The sequence below is a fragment of the Mucilaginibacter metallidurans genome (genome assembly GCF_003286435.2).
GTDB lineage: Bacteria > Bacteroidota > Bacteroidia > Sphingobacteriales > Sphingobacteriaceae > Mucilaginibacter > Mucilaginibacter gossypii.
The window spans coordinates 2578611-2599354 of sequence record NZ_CP043449.1; the positions used below are offsets into that span (position 1 = coordinate 2578611).

Below are 20744 nucleotides of genomic sequence, written 5' to 3' on the forward strand. Positions count from 1 at the left end.
GTTTAGTAGATAATAAATGGTTTATATTACTTATTAATTAATGCATGCAGGATAACTCAAAAATGCACAACAATATATAAAACAAAAAAGATCGCCCATAACAGGCGACCTTTCAGTTAATATATAGGGAGTTAGAATATTAAAACCTGCGCATGCCCCGGCCGTAATTTCCATTTTGAGAAAAACGCTCACCACCATTGCCCCTGTCATAACCGCCGCTGTTTGATGGTCGGCCACCCCAATTGCCGCGATTGTCATGACCGCCATGGTTATCATTGTTGCCATTGTTAGGCTGTCCGTTACCCCATCCGCCATGGTTACCATGGTTGTCATTGTCAGATTGGTTTCCATTACCCCAGTTACCACGGTCATGATTACCGTTGCCCCAGTTATGATTATCCCTGCCACTTCCCCAGTTACCACGGTTATCATACGGATTAGGTCTTCTGCCCCAGTTTCCACGGTCACCACCCCAGCCCGGGCGATAAGCATAGCCGCCTGCAGGCCTTCTGTCAAAACGGTGTCCCCAGTTACCACGGTCGCCCATGTAACCGCCCCACCTTTGCCTGTAAAAATCGTGACGCAAGTATGGTCGTGGGGCTCTTACTTCGTAACGCACAGCGGTACGCCAGTTATAATCCCGGTAAGCGCCTGGCAGATAAGCACAGCTTACCCAGCGGCTGCCGTCATTGTAGTAGTAGCATCCGGCTCCTACATTATAGTAAGCTTCTACTTCCGGTAAATAGTAATAATCATCGTCGTCACTAACATTTACGTTATCATCATAAACAGGCTCTTCTTCAACTACTGGCGGAGGAGGGGCAGGTACGTAAACGCGATGAGCGGGGATATTGATACCAAATTGTATAGATACCTGTGCGTTGGCTTTACTGATAAATAAGCTTCCGGCTACTATTGCTGATAATATGGCTAACTTTTTCATAATTGTAAATTTTATATAGTTAGGACGATATCTATCAACAATGGTTTAATCAAACACAGCATTATATGTCACAACATTAGTTAATTAATACTATATTTTATTCACAACCCGTTTAACCAAATTTTATTTCAAACAATTAAGACCGCAGCCTATTGTTGCCAAATTTTATTAATTGATATGCTTAAATAAAAAAACAACAATGTTACTCGATTACTACGAAACAGATTTTAGGATTATCGGTATATTTACTTAATTTGATAACCATTAATTTTCACCATGAAAAACCGCAAATTATTACGTTCCATACTACCTGTAGTCGCTATGGGAGGTATTATGTTTATTACGGCCTGCAAAAGTAATAACGACTCAAAGAAAACTGCCGATAGCACTTCTACCCCTGCTCCATCAACAGAAAACGCGGGTATTAAAACTCCAGAAGGCTTTAGCGCCAGTATTATTGCTGAAAAACTTGGTGGCACCCGCCATATTGCCATTACACCGCAAGGCGACATCTATGTAAAGCTTACAAATGTTAAAAACAACAAGGGGATATTAATGCTTCACGAAGATGGCGGCAAGGCAACCGTAAAGAACAGCTTTGGCGCTTATAGCGGCACAGGCATGTCGATTAAAAACGGGTACCTGTATGCATCGTCGGATGAAGAGGTTTTTCGTTATAAACTGAACGATAAGGGCGAGGTGATCAATCCTGATCAGCCTGAGAAAATCGTTACAGGGCTTATCAGCCGCCACGAGCACGAAGCTAAAGCTATAACGCTTGATAATGACGGCAATCTGTATGTTAATATTGGCGCTTACTCAAATGCCTGCCAGGTTGAAGACCGAAAAAAAGGTTCCCCGGGCCAAAAGGGCTGCCCTATTTTAGATTCGGCCGGCGGCATCTGGCAGTTTAAAGCAGATAAATTGAACCAGCATTATGGCGATGGTATACGTTATGCCACCGGTCTGCGTAATGTTGTAGGCATCACCTGGAACCAGCAAAACAACCAGCTTTTTGTAATGCAGCACGGCCGCGACCAGCTTTTTGAATTCTTTCCACAATATTTCACTGCTAAACAATCGGCCATATTACCTGCCGAGTGTATGTATGCGCTTAAAAAAGGAGATAATGCAGGCTGGCCTTATATGTATTACGACCAGGAACAACATAAAAAAATGCTGATGCCTGAATATGGCGGCGACGGCAAGATTGAAGGCGGAAAAGATGCTATCGACCCTGCAGCTGCTTATCCGGGCCACCTTGCCCCTAACGGCCTGTTATTTTACACCGGCGATCAGTTCCCCGCGAAATATAAAAATGGTGCATTCATAGCTTTTCATGGCTCATGGAACCGCGCACCTGAACCGCAGGCTGGTTACTTCGTGGTATTTCAACCGTTTAAAGATGGCAAGCCTGATGGTCAGTGGGAAGTTTTTGCCGACGGCTTTTCTGGCTCTGCTGCTAATACTGCTTCGGGCGCTGCGGCCCACCGTCCATGCGGCTTGGCACAAGGCCCGGATGGCTCACTTTACGTTACCGATGATGTAGCTGGAAATATTTATAAAATCACCTATAAAAAATAATAACGGACTAAAACAAGACATAAAAACCGGCGACAAGGAAACCTGTCGCCGGTTTTTAAAATTAATGGCCTTTGGCCAAGCCCTTTTTACTCAATATTGAACAGATAAAAGCAGCAAGAGCTGCCAATAAAAAGTGGTAACACGTAAATCAGTCTGCGAAGTTTTTAAAGCTTAGTAGGCTTAATATCAACCTCACTTCTTTTTGATAACAGCCGTCGCTTTTATCTCAATTAAAATATCATCCCTGAAAAGCTTGCTTACCTGCACCAGTGTACTTGCCGGTGGTTGCTTTGTATTCACATATCTATCCCTTATATTACGAACCACCTGTACCCGCGATGCGTCCATGATATAGTAGTTCAACTCAACCAGATCATTCATAGTCCCGCCCGCAGCCTCAACAATGTTTTTGATATTGGCAAAAACCTGTTCAGTTTGGCTGGCCAGATCACCTTTGCCGGCAAGCTTGCCGGCTTGATCCAAACCAACCTGACCCGACATGATCACCATTTTATTTTTACCCAGATCAACAATTACAGCGTGAGAATAGCCAAATGGCTTACCAACTGTAGATGGGTTTAAGAAAGTTACGTCTTTATTCGAATCCTGGGCAAAACAAGCTGACGATGCGCAGAACAAAATGAGATAAAGGAGTTTTTTCATTAGGTGATTATTGATTTGCACAAATTTGGACATATTAAAGCACACTTACAATATGGTAATACCGGCCGACCAACCGATCCAGCCCTTTGTACGGTTGCTCCAATCAATCAAACCGGGTTTGTTTTTTATGATCTGCTGAATATCGCTGTCTCCGGGATGATTGCCATAATTAGTGTAAACATTAAACGACGGCCCTGCAAAGAAGCTAACTTTTGAACCTGCCCTGAAATTGAGCAACGCGCTTACCCGGTTTATCTGATTTTGGTTTTTCCATCCTTTTGCCAATAGTAAGTGAGTCGAACCCTCAGCCGACAGTGACATATTATTATTGAAGATAAAATCGTGACCCAAACCAAAACCTGTGCTGTAATAAACATGCTTATCTGTAAAATTAACGCCGCCCGACATGATGGAATACAGTTTAGCATTCCCCGATTTAAAGGCGATGTTTATTGTAGTGATCTCGTTATTGTACACTTCAATTTTAGCATATCCATTACGCGAAATATTCAATAAGCCGATGCCATAACCATCAAGCGTATCGGCAATATTTACCATAGCAAATGACACACCTTTTATTACCCGGGCTTTATTAAAAATTCCTGCCATCTGCATTCCGCTTGCGTCGTTGCCTGTAACATTGGCTATCCCTGCAATACTAAAACCTTTGTTGTTTTTCCGGGTGTAATTGTAAATACCTGCCGCCTGGATGCCTTTGCTACTGCTCACGTGGTTAAAGATCCCGGAAAGCTGAACGCCTTTAAGACTGTCTTTTACCATATTATATATACCAGCCGCCTGGATGCCTTCTATGTTTTTCTGATCGTTATTGTTGATGCCGGCCAGTTGAACGCCTTTGCTGTTACCCCCAACAATATTAAAGAGCCCGGCTGCCTGTACATATTTAACTTCCTGTTTGTTGATATTAAATAGTCCCCCAAGTTCAACGCCATTAACGCCGCCGTTATATCCGCCTAAAATATTGAGCGAAAAGTTATTGACTATTTGCCCGCTCATCATACCATGACTTCCTAAACTTGGTAAAAGCGAGGTTTGTACCGGAACCGTTGAAAGGTAACCGCCTAAATTAAGGTTCTGTATTTTCTGGCCTGATGAAAGGAACATTCTGCCCAGCCAGCTCCTGTCTGATTTTGAATTTGCGGCATCGGCGCTGTAATAATATTGGCGTGATTTTATGGATACGTTTACATTATTTAAAAAATTGATACTGGTATCACGATATAGCTCCTTACTTACATTAAGTGTAATCATACCATTGGCTTTTATCTTGAGCTGGAAGTAACCGTTCTGATCGGTAAGAGTTGATTCCAGTGAATTTTTTTCATAAACACTGGCATTGTAAAGTTTTTTGCCGGTGATATCATCATACACGTAACCGCTGATGTAATAAACATTGCCTGGCCCGGCCAGGGTATCAGGCACAAGGGTTAACCTGTACGGGGTAGGCCGGAGTATAATATATCCCGGCGACTCCTTATAATCAACCCTGCCATGAAACAGCTCATCAAGTAAGTTTTTGATCGTTTGCCCGGAAGATACTATGCTCACCACACTATCGGTTTTGATGACATCATTGCTGTACGAGAAATAAAACTTCCCTTTTTCGCCGATAATGGTGAGGATCTCGGCTATCTTTTTTTGTTTAACATTGAGCGCTACAGTACGGTTCAGGTTATCCTGCGCCAGCGCATTGGTAATGAGCAGGCAGCCCGCCAACACGAGCATTATATAAAATAATATGCTTAGTTTCTTTTCCATCAGTTTTTGATTATGATGAGATGAGGTTTTTTGATCACCTTAACATCGCCAAGGGTTTTGCTTATGATCTCTAATATCCCATCAAGTGAACCTGCTTTAAATGTGGTTGTTATAGTCCTGTTAGCCAGTTTTTTATTATCTATGACAATATTTGCGCGATAAGCCTCATTAAGCACATCCACAAGCCGCCACAGTGGTGTTTTATTGGCTACGAACTTTTGGGTACGATAATAATTATATAGCTCATCCTGGCTGGCGCCTTTCTGCAGGCGGCCGCTTTGTACCGATGCTTTCTCCTTAGGTTTTAGTTTTACCACTATCTCCTGCTGAATTACCTGCACAACGCCGGTTTCAACAATAACCTCGGTATTGGGGCCGGTAGTTTTAATATTGAACGATGTACCTACCACCTTCACAACCAGGTCGTTTACGTGGATCATAAATGGTTTTGATTTGTCATGAGCCACATCAAAAAAGGCTTCCCCTTTTAACGATATCTCCCTGATATCGCCGACAAATCTGTCTGGGTAATTCAACACCGAGTTTTTATTCATGGTGATCAATGATCCATCTGATAAGGTAACCTTGCGTACTATATTACCGCTTTGCAGTGCAAGCATATTAACTTTTACCGGCTTGAGCAGGGTGTATAAGGTACCGGCAGTACCTAATATCACCAGCCACATAGCAGCCATTTTAAGCCAGCGGTTTACCGGCTTTAAAGATTTAATTTTAGCCGGTGCTTCACCCCTGTTTTGTGCCAGCTGTTTAAATTCGGCCCATGAAGTATCGGGATCAAGCTTACTTTCTATTTTAAGTTCGCGGCTGGTATCCCAGATCAGTTTAAAATGATCAAAATATTTCCGGTTATCATCATTTTCGCCAAGCCAGCGGTTGATGGTTTCATTCTCAACCGTTGTGGTCTCGTTCAGCATGTATTTGGTTAATAAATCGTCCATCATGTTAAATAATATTAAAAGCCCGGCTTATAAGCCAAATGATTAACGGCAGGTAGTTAACTAATTTGAGCCGTAATGTTTTCAGGGCCTTGCCCATGTGGTTTTCTACTGTTTTTATGGAGATGCCTAATTCATCAGCAATTTCCTGGTATTTTAAATCCTCAAACCTGCTCAACTGAAACACTGTACGGCATTTTTCGGGCAGGTCATTCAATGCCAGTTGTAATTTTTCTTTGAGGTCAAGCAGTTCCATACCGGCGCCCCCATCAACTTTATCCTTCGTCATATACAGTACGTGCTGCAGGTGATTAACCTTTACTTTCTGGTGCCTAAGGTTATTAAGGCATTCGTTATAAACCGCGCCATACAAGTAGGCCTTTATCGAGCCGGTAAAATTCAGCCGTTCCTTTCGTTCCCACAGCCGCATAAAAACGTTTTGCACCATCCCCTTCGCGGTATCTTCATCTCTTAAAATAGAGATAGCATACACATGCAGCGGCCTGATGAAGTGCTTATATACCTTTTCAAAGGTTGCTTCATCGCCCGAGAGCAGCAGCGGGATCAATTGCTCGCTATTTATATCCAAAATATGATCAGTTTGGGTTAACATTCAATTAAATCTTAATGCGGTAACTAATGGTTGTAAGGATGTTTATCCATTTATTTTCCTCCATTATCCGCCTGGCCCAATTATTATCGGGAAGGTAAATAAAAGTAATAAGAAGTAATAAGGAAGCTAATCTGTTCATTTTAGTAAAATTTATCCTGAAACACGCCAGGATCACTTTACCCCTATGAGCGAATGAAATTTTTATTCAGAAAATAAACAGGAAGTTTGATTCAGGAACATCTTACACATGCTCCTGCTTAAAAACGTAGTGCAATACTTTACTATGTAGTTCATCGGGTAAAAAAGGCTTCATCACAATATCATCAAAACCTGTTTTATAAGCTTCGTCCTCTACATCTTTGGGAAGATTGGCGGTAAGCGCTATAATGGGGATGTTTATGCCGTTCAATCTCATTCTCTTTGTAGATTCATACCCATCCATCACAGGCATTTGCAAATCCATCAACACAAGACGATGTTTTGACGTATCCAGCTTGTCAAGTGCTTCCTGTCCGTTGGTTGCAACGTCGGTAGTAGCCCCCCAGCGTTTTAAATAAGTTTGCGCTACCAGCACATTCATCGGGTTATCATCAACCAGCAAAATAGAGATCCCGCTCAGCAGCTTATCATTTGCATCGGGTTTAACGTTAACATTAACCGCCTCTGATATTTTGCCCGCTTTTTCAAAGGTTTTAATAAAATAAAATACTGAGCCTACTCCTTCCTCACTAATTAACTGCAAGGACGATTCCTGTAACTCCAATATTTTTTTACTGATTGCAAGACCTAAACCTGTCCCACCAAAACTGCGTGATATGGACGAATCGGCCTGGGTAAAACGTTCAAATATGAGTTTCTGTTTGCCACGGGGAATACCGATACCGGTATCTTTAACAAACACCATTAATGTGGCCGTTGTTTCGGTTTGTTCTTTCACCTCAATCCCTAACACAACCTCCCCTCTTGGGGTAAACTTTATGGCATTATGAACGAGGTTAGTAATTACCTGCGATAAGCGAGTAGGGTCGCCAAGCAGTTTATGCTGCAATTTCTTATCAAAATCAAGGCGTAGGGTTATATCCTTATCGTGTGCTACTGTTTGCAAACCACCTACTACATTACGGGCAAGTGCAGCCAGGTCCATTTCAATGCTTTCAAAAGTTATCTTCCCGGCTTCTATCTTGTTATAATCCAATACATCATTCACTATCGCCAAAAGATTATTAGCCGAAAAAAGCATGACGTTGAGATGTTCAATCTGATCCTTGCGAGGCTCGTTCTTAAGCAGCAGATGGCTCATCCCTATTACCGAATTAAGCGGTGTCCGGATTTCATGGCTCATCGTGCTCAAAAACTCACTTTTAACCTTTAAACCCTGTTCGGCTTCAGCCCTCGCCTTTTTCAATACAAATGATACCCGGTGCGCTAACACAAGCGACTGCAAAAAGAAAAAAGCGATATATCCTAAAAAACTAATCAGCTGCAGCGGAGGTATTAATGCCCAGTAATGAAAAAGCGATATCGCAAATACCGACATTAAAGCAAATGCGCTCATTAAAGCATAAACAGACCCGGGCCTGTTATTGCGCCAGGCTTTTGAGTATACATATGGAATATAAACGAGGCAAAACAGCATCACTGCTAAAAATGGGTTCACGAGCTGGGTAAAAATCCACGGAGGACTAAATAATGTCATTAAAGTGAACGAAAAGCAAATGCCATTAATAATATTTACAACCCGCCGATTTACATCTGCCGGATATAAATATAACGTGTAAAGGCCAAACAAACCTATCCCTGAAAATAAGCTCATATATTCCAACCGGGCCGTTATGTACCAGTTAATATTCGGCAATAAGGTGTGCAGCACATAGTTATCTGTACCTATGATCCGGTAACTATAAACTATAGAGAACAGGGCAAAAAGTAAAATGGCTTTATCACGGCTGCCCAGCAGGTATAAGCCAAGAAAAAACAATCCCCCCATCAGTAAACAGCCCGTTAGCATCAGATCAATACCTTCGGCGCGATGCCGGGCCAGGTCAATTCTTTCCGCAGGCCCTATGAAAATAGGTTTACTGATCCCTCCTTTACTGTGTATAAAATTGGAAACTTGTAATGTGATATTGATGGTATCGCTGCTGGGCAGGTCTACAGCATGATATTCCCAATGTGCTTCAAATCCTTTTCGGGAAGTAGTTACTTTCCCGTTCGACGATACTAACTTTTTGTTAATATAAAGCCTGTACGCGCTGTAAACATCAGGCATGGCCAACTTTAATTCGCTGTGCTTTTGGGGAAGTAAAATTTTAAGCCGGTAAGTACCATAGCCAAACGCAGGTAGCTTTTTGCCCCGCCAGGTATACCCACTCCATTTAAATGGAAACTCAACCAAAAGCCTGTCCTTAATAGCAGTGGTGTCAGTGGGATTTATTAATTGGTTCCAATAAAACAGCCAGTTTCCAGTCAGTTCAATTTTATCGTTGATAGGCTGGGTACGAAGATCGAGTACGCCGTGCACCGCGGCTACATAGGTGTTTTGTGCAGATACCCTTGTTTTGGCTCCGATCAATAATACAAATATGAAATATAGAACCTTAATGATCTTCATCGATTTACGGCACTTATTATCAAACCAAAAGCTTGCAAATTGTTTCGTTCGGAAATATGAAACAGGATTTATTTTCCTTAATCTAACTTAAGAATTTCATAATTAAGTGTGAATATACCAACCCGTACGAATATTTAGAACTATTATTAAGGCTTATCTATTGATATAAACGATAGGTTAAATTGCCCCTTATGTTTAAATAGTAATAGTTAATATTAAAACCCAACCCTGTTAAATAACAGACATAAAAAAACGACAGGATAGTTTCCTGCCGTCATTCATTAAGTTAAATTATATTATTTACTTACCGGGCCATCTAATACCGGCACGGTTACCGTAGTGATCTCTGTTTGCTGGATATCATTCAACTGATCAAGTACAACGATACTGTTTGTGCCTTTTTTAAGCCAGCAGCCTGGCAAATAAAGCGTTTGCTGTGGGCCAATTTTCCAATAGCGACCAATGTTGATCCCGTTTACAAATACTATACCCTTACCCCAATTCTTCATCTCTAAAAAGGTATCTCCCACTTTATTCAGGTCAAATGTTCCCTGGTAAAGTGCTGGATGGCCAGCTGTGTTTGTTACGCCTGCCCCGAGCGCCGGTATTTTATCCATAGGTAACTTATACATTTGCCAGTTGCCTGTAATTTCATGATCATCAACCTTCACCGGGCTGATGATTCCTTTAAGATTGTGAATGATCTCGCCGCCGTAATTGATCCTGCCAAGGTTTTCAACCAAAATATCCAAACGCGCATTAAAAGGAATATTTATAGGGCAGCTGAATTTATTACTTTGCCTGTTAAGCTCTGCAACTTTTTCGCCATTTACATATATGGTTGCATAATCCCGCAGGCCTTCCAGGTTTAAAGTGCCGCTGACAGGTTGAGTAAATTTACGGCTGTATAATACATAGCCATGGCCTTGCTTAAGCGTTTCAAATGTTTGCGGGGTATCGCTTTCTACAGCGGGCTGGTCTTTCGCCATCTCCAGCAAATCGGCCGTTTTGGTAAGCTTAATAGCCGGGATCTGGATCACCGGAAGCTGCGCGGGTACTTCAGGAATAGCATAAGCTGCATACTTTTTCATCAGGTTGCGGATAGCTGTAAACTTGGGAGTTACCCATCCTGCCTCGCTGATAGGGGCGTCATAATCATAGCTGGTGATATCCGGCTGAATTTGATGTTCCTTGTCATAATTAGCACCGTTTGTGAAACCAAAATTGGTGCCACCATGTGCCATGTATATATTAAATGATACGGTATCTTTCAAGTACTTCTCCAGGTCTTTAATTACCGAGGTTTCTGATACTTTTTCAAATTTCTCGCCCCAATGGTCAAGCCAGCCAGGATAATATTCGGCCACCATATAAGGGCCTTTTCCTCCGTTATATTGGTTAATGAGCTTCTTCAAATTTTTTGTATCACCTTCGCCATTGGCAGTTGGCAATGCCCCTTTAATTACGCCGCCTTCAAAGAGCCAGTCGCCATCAGAGGTAAACAATGGCACATCAACGCCCGCTTTTAAAAGCAGGTCTTTTACAGCTGCACTATAAATTTTATGATCGGCAAGCGGCACATCCTTACGCTGGGCTACATATGATCCAAATTCATTTTCGGCCTGAACCATAATTATTGGCCCGCCATGGGTTATTTGCAGGTCTTTAACCTGCCCCATCAACTGGTTGATATAAGTTTTGCAGGAGTCCAGGAAGCGGTCGTTTTTACTGCGGATAACCAATTGTTTATCATTTTGGAGCCACCACGGATAGCCGCCAAATTCCCATTCGGCACAAGCGTAAGGGCCCGGCCTTAATATTACCATTAAGCCCTCCTGCTGTGCGGTTTTTACAAACTCGCGGATATCGCGGTTATCAGTTTTAAAGTCCCACACACCCGGACTAACCTCATGATGGTTCCAGAAAACGTAAGTGGCAACCGCATTCATACCCATTGCCCTGAGCATTTGCAGGCGCTGCTTCCAGTAAGCTTTAGGGATTCTTGCAAAATGCATTTCGCCCGAGTGGATTTGGATGGGTTTTCCATCATAAATAAAATTGCCATCAGCAATTTTAAAACTATGTTTCGCCTGGCTAAAAACCTGTGAAATTATGAGGGTTAGCAATAATAAAGAGAGGAGTGTTTTTTTCATCTGTATTTGTAGAGTGAACATGATTGACCGTGTATTAAGTGTACCGACCATGATGTGTTTAAGCTCCTAAATTATAAAGGTTAAATAGGAATGCCTAATTTCCTGCAATCTTAATTTAGCGCAAACGTTTGCTTAATCCAGCGGATGCAAGATAAATAGTTCAGCAGCTCATTTTAATCGCAAATTAGCCCTGAATAATGGACTGGTGAAGTTAATGCAGGATAAAGTATCGAAAGAAATTAAGACGCAGAAAAAAATAAAATCCCTACCTGCTTATTTAAATTTCAAGCTTTTTCAAATTAGCACTTTCCCTAAGCTTGTCAATAGCCCGGTTTCGTAGCTGCCTCACCCTTTCTGCGCTAATACCAAGCCGGTTACCGATTTCGGGAGCCGAGAGTTCACTGTGCCCGTCCAGACCATAATGATAAAACACAACAGATCGTTCAGCATCGTTTAGCTTATTAAGCAAATCATCGAGCTGTTGTTTAAGTTGGTAAGCTTCCAAAAGGCCTTCTATTCCGGGTTCATCTGTATGTAAACGATCAAGCAGGCTGTATCCGTCATTGCCGGGTGTATCGGCTTTATCATACGAATGTGTAAAAGGCGCCGCATGCAAAGCTTCTTTCACTTTCCATTCAGCAGTTTCCAGGAATGCCGCTATTTCATCCTGAACGGGCAGTCGCTCAAGTCGTTGTTCCAGAACCCCTGTAGCCCTGTTAACATGAACAATCATATCCACCTGGTTGGCAGGCAGGCGGATCATCCGCGTTTTATCAAGTAGCGCTTCCATGATTCGCTGCCTGATCCACCAAACTGCATACGATATAAACTTGAAGCCACGGGTTTCGTCAAACCGTTTCGCAGCTTCAAGCAAACCCAAATTACCTTCGCTAATCAGGTCGCCCATGGGCATACCTTGGTGCTGATACTTTTTTGCCACAGAAACCACAAAACGCAAATTGGCCTTTACCAACCTATGCAAAGCCGACAGATCTCCCTGCCGGATCTTCCCGGCTAACAGAACTTCTTCTTCCGCATTGATAGTTGGCTCGCGGGCAATATCACTAAAATACTTTTCCAGCGAAGCAGTATCCCGGGCTGTGATCGATTGGGTAATATTCAGGTCTCTCATTAAACCCTTATTTAACTCACTGCTGCAGTGTTGCTGTTATTTTTATAAACAGGTGTAAGATGATCAAGCATATGTGCAGTCATAGTAACAAGATCATATTCAGGGTGCCAGTTCCAGTCGCGCCTTGCTTCAGTATCCTCAACACCGGCGGGCCATGAGTTCGCAATGGACTGGCGCTTGTCGGTGTTATAACTAATGGTAAAATCGGGCAGGTGATTTTTCAACTCTACGGCAAGCTGAGCAGGTGTAAAACTTAAAGCACCGATATTATATGCTCCGCGTTCTTTGAGTACTTCCACGGGCGCGTTCATCAGTTGAAGTGTAGCCCTTACCGCGTCATCCATATACATCATAGGTAATGCGGTGTTGGGGCTTAGGTAGCATTCGTAACGTCCATTCTGCAAAGCTTCGTGAAATATAGCTACCGCATAGTCTGTAGTACCCCGCCAGCCGGGGCGCTGTAGCTGATCAATCCTGGATAACGCAAGCTGCGTACATCCACTCCATAATGCTCCCTGTAATAGGCGCACCATTGTTCACCAGCTTCTTTGCTGATACCGTAGACCGTTTGCGGATCAAGCAAAGCATTCTGGGACTGATCTTACGTGCTGTTGAAGGCCCGAATACAGCGATACTGCTCGGCCAAAACACTTTATCCAATTTATGATCTTTGGCTGCTTCCAATATATTGAGCAGGCTTTGCATGTTCAGGTGCCATGCTTTTAGCGGGCCTCTTCTCCTTTGGCAGATAAGGTAGCTGCAAGGTGATAAATTTGAGTTACTCCGTAGGTAGCAACCAGGTTTTCCAGCTCATCTTTATCTAATACATTTAACTGACGATATGGCCCCTCTAAATCCGGGAGTGCCGCAGCATCATGTAAGTCGGTGGCAATTACTTGTTCCCTGCCATAAACATTTCTTAAAGCGGCAACCAGTTCGGTACCGATCTGCCCCCGGGCACCCGTAACAAGGATTACCGGCGATAGTTGTTTTTTGTCGTGCTTCATAGTATTACGATGTAAAATTGTATATTTACAATCTCATAATCCACACATCACTTAAAATTTGGTTTTTAAGACTAAAAATATTCTTAAAAACAGGTTTTAAAACTTTTGATAAATATTTAAAGCTTATATTTTAGTTTTTATAACTCTCATGCTCAACCAACTCGATGAAACAGATATCCGCATACTCCAGCTTTTGCAGGAAAATGCACGGCTTACCGGCCAGGAGATAGGCCTTAAGCTTAACAAAACCACTACTCCTATCAATAACAGGATCCGTTCGCTCCAGGAGCGAGGTTATATTAAAAAATATGTTGCGGTGCTTGATCATGAAAAGCTCGAGCTGGATTTCATGACCTTTACGCATGTGCAACTGAAGGACCACAGCCAGCACAGTTTAAGTCATTTTGAAAGTGAGATCATTAAACTTCCGGAAGTACTGGAATGCTATCACCTCACCGGCGATTTTGACTTTATACTTAAGGTAACCGTAAAAGACCGCAAAGAGTACTATGATTTTTTGATGAACCGGCTTTTCGCGGTTGTTGCCATTGGCAAGGTAGAAACCAAACTCGTAATGAAAGCTGCGAAAACAGAAACGGCTTTACCAATCGGCAAACAGTAGTTTTAGTGCATTAAAAATAGGTCTCCGTAGACGCCACAAGCGAAAGCAGCTCAAGCTTGGGTTCGACTTCTAAATCACTGGCCTCAAGTTCGTCAGCAAATTTATGAAACGAAGCCAGCCCTTGTAATACAAGGTGGGCTTCTTCATTTTCGAACTGATCAAAATGCATAAATGTTTTACCGTCGGGCAATAGCCATGCTGTATATTTAATACCGGGATGATTTAAAATTTTTAACTCTTCAACAATGGCAGCGATGTTCCGCTGATTGGTGGCCGCAAACTCCGCGCGTGTGGTGTATTGTACTCTTACTACTTTCATACCATAAAATTAAGATCAGCACGATTACTATTAAACATGCAAATGTGCCAACAAACGGGTGTGTTTGTGACAAAATGAAACATCGGAGAAGCATCTCTCTCCCATAAGGCTTGCCCATATATCCTTTTATTGTCATTTATGCGTTTTAAATACATAGAAACATTTCTATATGTTAATATTATTTACCTTTACACTATAACGTTAGATACATATAATTGACGGCAAAAAATGGACAACAAAAAAATAGAGAAAATATCCAGGGCGCTGAGTGATGCGAACCGGATAGCTATTTTACAACAGTTTAAAAAAAGGAAAGATTGCCTTTACTGTGCGGAGGTAAATGATCTGCTTGACCTTACGCAGCCTTCCGTATCACACCACCTTAAACAACTGGTTGATGCCGATTTATTACTATCACAAAAAGAAGGTCGGAACCTTAAATATCTATTGAACCAACAGGTACTTGACGACTACATTGCCTGCCTGAACGAACTGAAAAGCTAAGTACTGACATCTTCTGATTTGACTGGTTACTTCAACATAAAACATCGAAACATTCAAATATTTAAATACATCTACTCATGAATAAATTAATCTACATTATGGCCCTTGGTGCCTTCGGCATCATAACCACGGAGTTCGGAGTTATCGGTATCCTTCCCGACCTGGTGAAAGAATTTCATATTTCCATTGATACGGCAGGCTGGCTGCTTAGTGCCTTCGCGTTAACGGTGGCGCTTGCCGGACCGTTTACCAATATGCTAACAGCACGTCTTAACCGCAAATTTGTGATGTGCCTGGTATTAGGGATATTTGTTATTTCCAACCTGTTATCGGCAATAGCGCCGAACTTCACTGTACTTATGATTGCCCGTATACTACCGGCATTTTTACACCCGGTGTTTTGGGCTGTATCCATGACTGCAGCTGCAAAACAAGCAGGGCCAAAAGACGCGCCCAAAGCCATCTCTATAGTAATGGCCGGGCTTAGCGTTGCCACCGTGTTGGGCGTACCCTTAACCACCTATATGGCAGATCTGTTTAGTTGGAGGGCATCTTTTATCTTATCGGCCATCATTAACTTATTAGCCTTTGGCGCGTTGACGCTATTTGCACCTTCAATGCCCGTTAATGAGGAACAGGCAAGCCCCAAAAGCCAGGTAAAGTTGCTGCGGAGTGTATACTTATGGATTAAGCTACTGGCTTCAACCATTATCCTGGCAGGCATGTTTGCCACCTACGGTTATCTTGCCGAATACCTGGATAAAGTTTCGCGTATGAGCGGAGCTCAAATTAGCATCATGTTGCTGGTATTTGGTGGAACAGGGATAGCGGGCAACTGGCTTATGGGTATAGCGCTTAGTAAAAATGTAACGCTTACAACACGGCTGTTTTTGCTTTCTTTAGTTGCAACCCATGTTTTGGCATATCTGTTTGGCGGGCATTTTATTCCAATGGTTATTATTCTTTCTGTTTGGGGATTTATACACACCGGAGGATTTCTGGCGGCAAATATACAGCTTACCCATGGCATTCAGGAACCAGCGCTTGACTTTGTAAACAGCCTGCTTCCCTCCTTCTTTAACGCAGGTATTACATTGGGCACTTTACTGGGTGGTTTTGTGATTGCTCATTATGGTATCCGTCAGGTAATCTGGATGACAGTACCTCTGCTTTTACTTGCATTTGGCATGAGTTTTATTACCTCAAATGCTACAAAAAAATCAATATCAGCTCAAATTGAGGAAATACCAGAGGACGAACCTGTACAAGTAGCCATTTATGAATAAGCTCAATTGTAAACGATAGCTATATTAAAGTAAAAAGTCCCTGGCTAACACCAGGGACTTTTTATCACTTTTAATTTTTAAACAGTTTAATATTAAACACCGTAAAATAATTGCCTGGGTTTCCATTACCGACCAGATTACCCACAAATCCTATGGACACCACCTGCGGTGAAGAGATTGTAAAGGTGAAGGTTTTTACGTCTCTTGAATTCGGACTGGTTGTACCTACATTTGCACCGTTATACATCTTTACAGATCCCAGCGCTGTTGAAAGGTTTGCGAGTATCGGGATGCCGTTCCCTCCGGCAGCTGCCACACAATAAACCGATGAATTTGATTGCACTTCCGAATAGGCATCAAATGACACAGTATAACTTCCTGCCGATAGCTGCGAAGAAGTAACCTGATATACGATACCGTTTACTACCGGGGTATTATTCCATGTTTCCCAGTTAATGGTACCACCGCCATCAGAACTATAGCCCCCATTGGTACCGCCATCTTTATTTTTGGCCGCCGCATTGGTTATCCAGGGCGCAGCGAGGGTTCCCCAACGGCCATCAAAGGTGTTTCTTTGAAAAGGCCCTGTGTTTAAGAGGTAAGCATTAGTTACATCGATTACTTTCTGATCTACGTAATCTGCATAAAAAGTATCTATGGCCGTTTTATTGGGTTTAAAACCTGTGCGGTAACTAAGCGTTTTTCCAGCATTAAATTTAGGCAGAGATGTGCTTAAACCAGTTGGCTGCGATACAATCACTGTATCGCGTTGTTTGTTGGCAGCGTCTGTGTATTTTAGTTCCATTGAAACCAATCCGTCATCAGCATTCACGTCAGCCCAGTTAATTAACGCTGAGCCATCTGTTTGTAATTTGACCGCGATTATACCTCTGTTGATAAGTGAACTTTGGTAAAGATTACCATATACATTGGCAGCCAACGTAACCGGAACGGAAATATGCCCCCCGTTATCAAAAGTGCGGACCTCGAAGGTCATTGTACCTTCAGGTAAATTGGGTATGAACAATTTAGCCGTATCAACCCCGGATGTACGGGTTACCGGCGTTTCTATCGAATCCTGTTTACTGTTCCAGTATACCCGGTATTTCACAATTTTAGGATCAGATGTAAACAGACCAGTTAGCAAAACACGGTTCCTGCCAGAAAACACCTGAACGGAATCCAGTTTGCCCGGATATATAATTGCCCCATTGGGCTCATATTTCTTTTTATAATCATCCATTTTCGTACAGGCGCTCATGGTGAAAGCGGCCAGCACTAAAAGATAGCATAATGTTATTTTATATAGTTTCATAATTGTAATTAAATTGATAAATGCATCGGCCTTGTTACTTTCCAAACATGGTAAATTCACTGATACTCATAAAGTACGATCCTGTCCAATTACGCAAGCTCCTGATCCTGATGTATCTGTAAGCACTTAATCCGGCCGGAAAATCAAAGCCCCATCCGTCATGTGCGTATTTGTAATCAGCAGCTGTTTCCGTACCTGAAGGTGAACCAGATGGTTTTACTATGTTACAGGTTAACAATTTCGTCCATGAAGCATCCAGCGCACCATTCACATTTGGCGAATTTGACCCCCATATTTCAAAATCACGCAAATTACCCCTTACATAATATACATTACCGATCTCGATGAATGGATTGAGAATAAAGCGGCTGAATACCCTTTGTTTACCAAGATCGATTGTTACCATTTGCGGGCTTCCGGCACTTTCAACCGTGAAGAGGCAATTTGGCCAACCGCCGGTAAAGTTTCCATCAAAAATTTTGGTTACATCGGTATATGAATACAAGTTGGTTGCGTCGCCTGGCAGCTTGTAAACCGACCAATCCGATTTTGAAAACTGCTCCTCATAAAAAGGCGTAAGATTTAAAAATAAAGTGTCGGATTTATTTAAAAATCTATCCCTTACAAAGAATGCGTACTTACGCTCAATAGCCGGCTGACCTCTTACAGCAGCTTTTATTGAGATGCTGTTACTGTAAACATTATCCATACCCTTTGGCTGCACATATAAACCATTGTTAGCTGTATCAACCATTGGCACTATAACCAGGTTATCCTGGGTAAGGTTATCACAAGCAATGTTAAAACCACCGAAAGTAGCAGTTATTTTAAGTGATCGGTAAGCAAGGAGATACGGTGGCGTTAAAGGGTTTGCTGTGACACTAACAGGTGCCGAAACCTTTTCGCTTGAATTTACTGCGTAAAGTTTTATCACATGTGCCAGAGTATCGCCAAATCCATCAACAGTTAATGTATTGGTGTAGCGTGATGCAATTACCTCGCGTGTTTTACCCGGAGAGGTTTCGTAAACTGCTTTTACGTAAAACAGATCATTATCTCCGGGTAACGTATAAGTCAAACTGGCTTTACCGTTTTCGTTTTGTACCTGCACGTTGGTAACAACTCCAGGCGGGTTGTTATTAGTTATAGTAGGTTTATTAAGTGTTTCCTGCTTACAGCCCGTTATTATTATCGCTAACAACCCGATCAAGAAAGCAGCCCGTAATTTCATTGTTTCCATGTGAATGTTTTTATTGTTAAACATATTGTCGCTATATCTACCAGTTAGGGTTTTGAACCAGGTTTTGGTTAACCAGTAAATCGCTTTCTTTTATCGGCCATAAGTAATCGCGCGGAATCACAAAATGCCGCGAAAAAATCAACCGTTCGCGATAATACAACTGAGGTGAATTTTCGCTTATTGTCCATCCTGTTACGTTTCCATTAAGTTCAACACCGGCTGTTTTCCAGCGTAAAAGGTCCCAAAACCGGTGGCCTTCAAAACAAAGTTCAAGGCTGCGTTCCCGCTGTATAATCGACCGCATTCCTTCTTTCGTAGTATATTTGGTTGGATTAATACTGTAATTAGTCCAGGCATCCTGAACCGTAGGCAGGCCGGCACGCGCCCTTACGCGGTTTACGTAGGTATATACATCAGCTACAGGCCCCTGAGCTTCATTTAATGCCTCTGAATAAAGCAAATACAGATCAGACAAACGCATTTCGGGCCAAGGGTAATTGATATAGGTAACCGTTGCCCATTCGTAGTGCCAGTTAAGGGCTTTTTTCATATAAAAACCAGCAATTGGTATAGGTGAAGATTGGCCTACTTCAGCACCACGGGCCTTCATCCACCAGGTATCTTCATCGGTTTTAGTTGGGCTGTTGGCCATATACCAAACACCGCGGTCAAATCCCAGATCGGCATAGTAGCGCGGTTCCCTGTCAAAATTAAGCCTTGCAGTTGTTTCCCCTTCTTTGATGTTAAAACGCTCATCATGAGTACCAACTCTTAACTGGGCTATATCACTAAAATCAAGAGTTTTATCTTCGTTAATCGGCACCCCGTTTTTAGTGTAGAACATCTTAGCCATTTTTAAGGTAGGGCCAAGTAACGGGCGATTGGCTGACTTTGCTGCATCGGCATTGTTAAAATCATATTGCCCGGCGCACATCGACTGGAAGAATGAATTATAGTTGATGTTATTATTGGCAGTTAGCCCCCATATCAGTTCTTCATTCCACTTTTCGCTCATCGCGTTTCTGATGCCCATTTGAGTCATAGTAGTTTGACTAAGGGGATTAGTAGGTGTAGGAAACGTATAAAGGCGTATATTTTGGGATTCGCAAAAATCAATGGCTGCTTTGCAGGCATCGGCAGCGCGCTGCCATTTTTCGACACTAAAAGTAGGGTTAAACAACTGCTCGCCATCCTTATTCTTGAATGAATTATAATCCGGGTTGCCATTAAACAACGGGCTTGCCGCCGTTACCAGCAATTTGGCTTTCATACTCAAAGCAGCCGCCTTGGTAACACGCCCCAGTTCACTTCCTTCATTCCTGATTGTTAAAGGTAGTTTTGCAGCAGCCTGATCATATAATCCGGCTATATAATTTACTACTTCATCAACCGGCCTGCGTTTTACCCGTATATCGTCGATGGACGCGTCAATGGGCAGATTTTTATCGATAATGGGTATTGGCCCATAAGCCCTGAAAAGTTGAAAATGATAAAAAGCCTTTAAAAATTGGGCTTCCGCTATCCAACGCTCACGTGTGTCAATATCCAAATCCAGCACCTTGCTTTTGTCGCTTACATTTTCAATAAAAACATTACAATCCCGTATAGCCTTATAATTCGCAGCCGCGTCTCTGGTACCATTCATATAATTGGCTATAGGGTCAGACGAGTTTTGGAACCCTCTGGGCAGTTGCAGTACGTTTGTTGACCGTATGTGATTTGCAGGGTCTTCCACCCAAACTTCATCACCGGCGGTAAGCCCAACGTTATAAGTAGGATCTGTTTCCGTTGGCAGGTATGAGTAGCAGGTAAATAAATACTTTTCGGCCTCGGTTTGTGAAACAAAGGCGTTGGCTATTGTTGATACGTTATCAGGGACAACATCCAAAAATGATTTTTTACAGGATGTTACCGGCGCAATCATTATTAAGATCATTATTACCATGGAGATATTCCTCTTTGGTGTTTGACTTAATACCGATTGCTTAATTTTTTGTATAAAATTACTTTTCATATA

General features: G+C 42.3%; 19 protein-coding genes. 4 read left to right on the forward strand and 15 right to left on the reverse strand.

Annotated elements, in window-relative coordinates:
• Window positions 1–139: 139 nt before the first annotated feature.
• On the reverse strand, window positions 140–943 hold the full coding sequence (locus DIU38_RS11135) for a hypothetical protein (protein ID WP_112651266.1): 804 nt from the start codon (window positions 941–943) through the stop codon (window positions 140–142).
• A gap of 276 nt (window positions 944–1219) precedes the next feature.
• On the opposite strand from DIU38_RS11135, the gene DIU38_RS11140 reads away from it, so the two are divergent.
• Window positions 1220–2527 (forward strand): PQQ-dependent sugar dehydrogenase, encoded by a 1308-nt coding sequence (locus tag DIU38_RS11140; protein WP_243770762.1) that lies wholly within the window; start codon window positions 1220–1222, stop codon window positions 2525–2527.
• A 192-nt stretch (window positions 2528–2719) separates the two neighbouring features.
• On the opposite strand, the gene DIU38_RS11145 is transcribed toward DIU38_RS11140, so the two are convergent.
• From DIU38_RS11145 to DIU38_RS33960, 10 genes are all read right to left on the reverse strand, one after another.
• The gene (locus DIU38_RS11145; RefSeq protein WP_167516145.1) at window positions 2720–3190 is read right to left on the reverse strand and encodes a RidA family protein; all 471 of its coding nucleotides are present in this window, start codon (window positions 3188–3190) and stop codon (window positions 2720–2722) included.
• Window positions 3191–3235: 45 nt separating this feature from the next.
• Window positions 3236–4969 carry a carboxypeptidase-like regulatory domain-containing protein gene (locus tag DIU38_RS11150; protein WP_112651262.1) on the reverse strand — a complete coding sequence of 578 codons (1734 nt, stop codon included), beginning with the start codon at window positions 4967–4969 and terminating at the stop codon, window positions 3236–3238.
• On the reverse strand, window positions 4969–5931 hold the full coding sequence (locus tag DIU38_RS11155) for a FecR family protein (RefSeq protein WP_112651260.1): 963 nt from the start codon (window positions 5929–5931) through the stop codon (window positions 4969–4971). The genes DIU38_RS11150 and DIU38_RS11155 overlap by 1 nt, the downstream gene beginning before the upstream one ends.
• Before the next feature lies 1 nt (window position 5932).
• Window positions 5933–6538, reverse strand: a complete 606-nt coding sequence (locus tag DIU38_RS11160) for an RNA polymerase sigma-70 factor (protein WP_112651258.1) — start codon at window positions 6536–6538, stop codon at window positions 5933–5935.
• A 241-nt stretch (window positions 6539–6779) separates the two neighbouring features.
• Window positions 6780–9149 (reverse strand): response regulator, encoded by a 2370-nt coding sequence (locus DIU38_RS11165; RefSeq protein WP_112651256.1) that lies wholly within the window; start codon window positions 9147–9149, stop codon window positions 6780–6782.
• 296 nt (window positions 9150–9445) lie between these two features.
• Window positions 9446–11302, reverse strand: coding sequence for a beta-galactosidase (locus DIU38_RS11170; RefSeq protein WP_112651255.1), 1857 nt, complete (start codon window positions 11300–11302; stop codon window positions 9446–9448).
• A gap of 277 nt (window positions 11303–11579) precedes the next feature.
• Window positions 11580–12434: a sigma-70 family RNA polymerase sigma factor gene (locus tag DIU38_RS11175; RefSeq protein ID WP_112651254.1), complete on the reverse strand. Its 855-nt coding sequence runs from the start codon at window positions 12432–12434 to the stop codon at window positions 11580–11582.
• Window positions 12435–12445: 11 nt separating this feature from the next.
• Window positions 12446–12787 carry a Rossmann-fold NAD(P)-binding domain-containing protein gene (locus tag DIU38_RS33950; RefSeq protein ID WP_317132435.1) on the reverse strand — a complete coding sequence of 114 codons (342 nt, stop codon included), beginning with the start codon at window positions 12785–12787 and terminating at the stop codon, window positions 12446–12448.
• Window positions 12788–12855: 68 nt separating this feature from the next.
• On the reverse strand, window positions 12856–13017 hold the full coding sequence (locus tag DIU38_RS34655; RefSeq protein WP_317132436.1) for an NAD-dependent epimerase/dehydratase family protein: 162 nt from the start codon (window positions 13015–13017) through the stop codon (window positions 12856–12858).
• 139 nt (window positions 13018–13156) lie between these two features.
• Window positions 13157–13441 (reverse strand): NAD-dependent epimerase/dehydratase family protein, encoded by a 285-nt coding sequence (locus tag DIU38_RS33960; RefSeq protein WP_244311284.1) that lies wholly within the window; start codon window positions 13439–13441, stop codon window positions 13157–13159.
• Window positions 13442–13589: 148 nt separating this feature from the next.
• Here DIU38_RS33960 and DIU38_RS11185 point away from each other — a divergent pair, with 148 nt between their 5' ends.
• Window positions 13590–14063, forward strand: coding sequence for an Lrp/AsnC family transcriptional regulator (locus DIU38_RS11185; RefSeq protein ID WP_090525447.1), 474 nt, complete (start codon window positions 13590–13592; stop codon window positions 14061–14063).
• 10 nt (window positions 14064–14073) lie between these two features.
• Here DIU38_RS11185 and DIU38_RS11190 read toward each other — a convergent pair whose 3' ends face one another.
• Window positions 14074–14382: a hypothetical protein gene (locus DIU38_RS11190; protein WP_112651252.1), complete on the reverse strand. Its 309-nt coding sequence runs from the start codon at window positions 14380–14382 to the stop codon at window positions 14074–14076.
• 228 nt (window positions 14383–14610) lie between these two features.
• Between DIU38_RS11190 and DIU38_RS11195 the strand changes: the two genes are divergently transcribed.
• Window positions 14611–14886, forward strand: a complete 276-nt coding sequence (locus DIU38_RS11195) for an ArsR/SmtB family transcription factor (protein ID WP_112651251.1) — start codon at window positions 14611–14613, stop codon at window positions 14884–14886.
• A 77-nt stretch (window positions 14887–14963) separates the two neighbouring features.
• Window positions 14964–16172 (forward strand): MFS transporter, encoded by a 1209-nt coding sequence (locus DIU38_RS11200; RefSeq protein WP_112651250.1) that lies wholly within the window; start codon window positions 14964–14966, stop codon window positions 16170–16172.
• Between the two features lie 70 nt (window positions 16173–16242).
• On the opposite strand, the gene DIU38_RS11205 is transcribed toward DIU38_RS11200, so the two are convergent.
• From DIU38_RS11205 to DIU38_RS11215, 3 genes are read right to left on the reverse strand one after another with little or no spacing between them, the layout of a single operon-like run.
• Window positions 16243–17487 carry a DUF4998 domain-containing protein gene (locus tag DIU38_RS11205; protein WP_112651344.1) on the reverse strand — a complete coding sequence of 415 codons (1245 nt, stop codon included), beginning with the start codon at window positions 17485–17487 and terminating at the stop codon, window positions 16243–16245.
• Between the two features lie 34 nt (window positions 17488–17521).
• The gene (locus DIU38_RS11210; protein ID WP_112651249.1) at window positions 17522–18727 is read right to left on the reverse strand and encodes a DUF5000 domain-containing lipoprotein; all 1206 of its coding nucleotides are present in this window, start codon (window positions 18725–18727) and stop codon (window positions 17522–17524) included.
• Window positions 18728–18764: 37 nt separating this feature from the next.
• The gene (locus tag DIU38_RS11215; protein ID WP_208057848.1) at window positions 18765–20741 is read right to left on the reverse strand and encodes a RagB/SusD family nutrient uptake outer membrane protein; all 1977 of its coding nucleotides are present in this window, start codon (window positions 20739–20741) and stop codon (window positions 18765–18767) included.
• Window positions 20742–20744 lie beyond the last annotated feature (3 nt).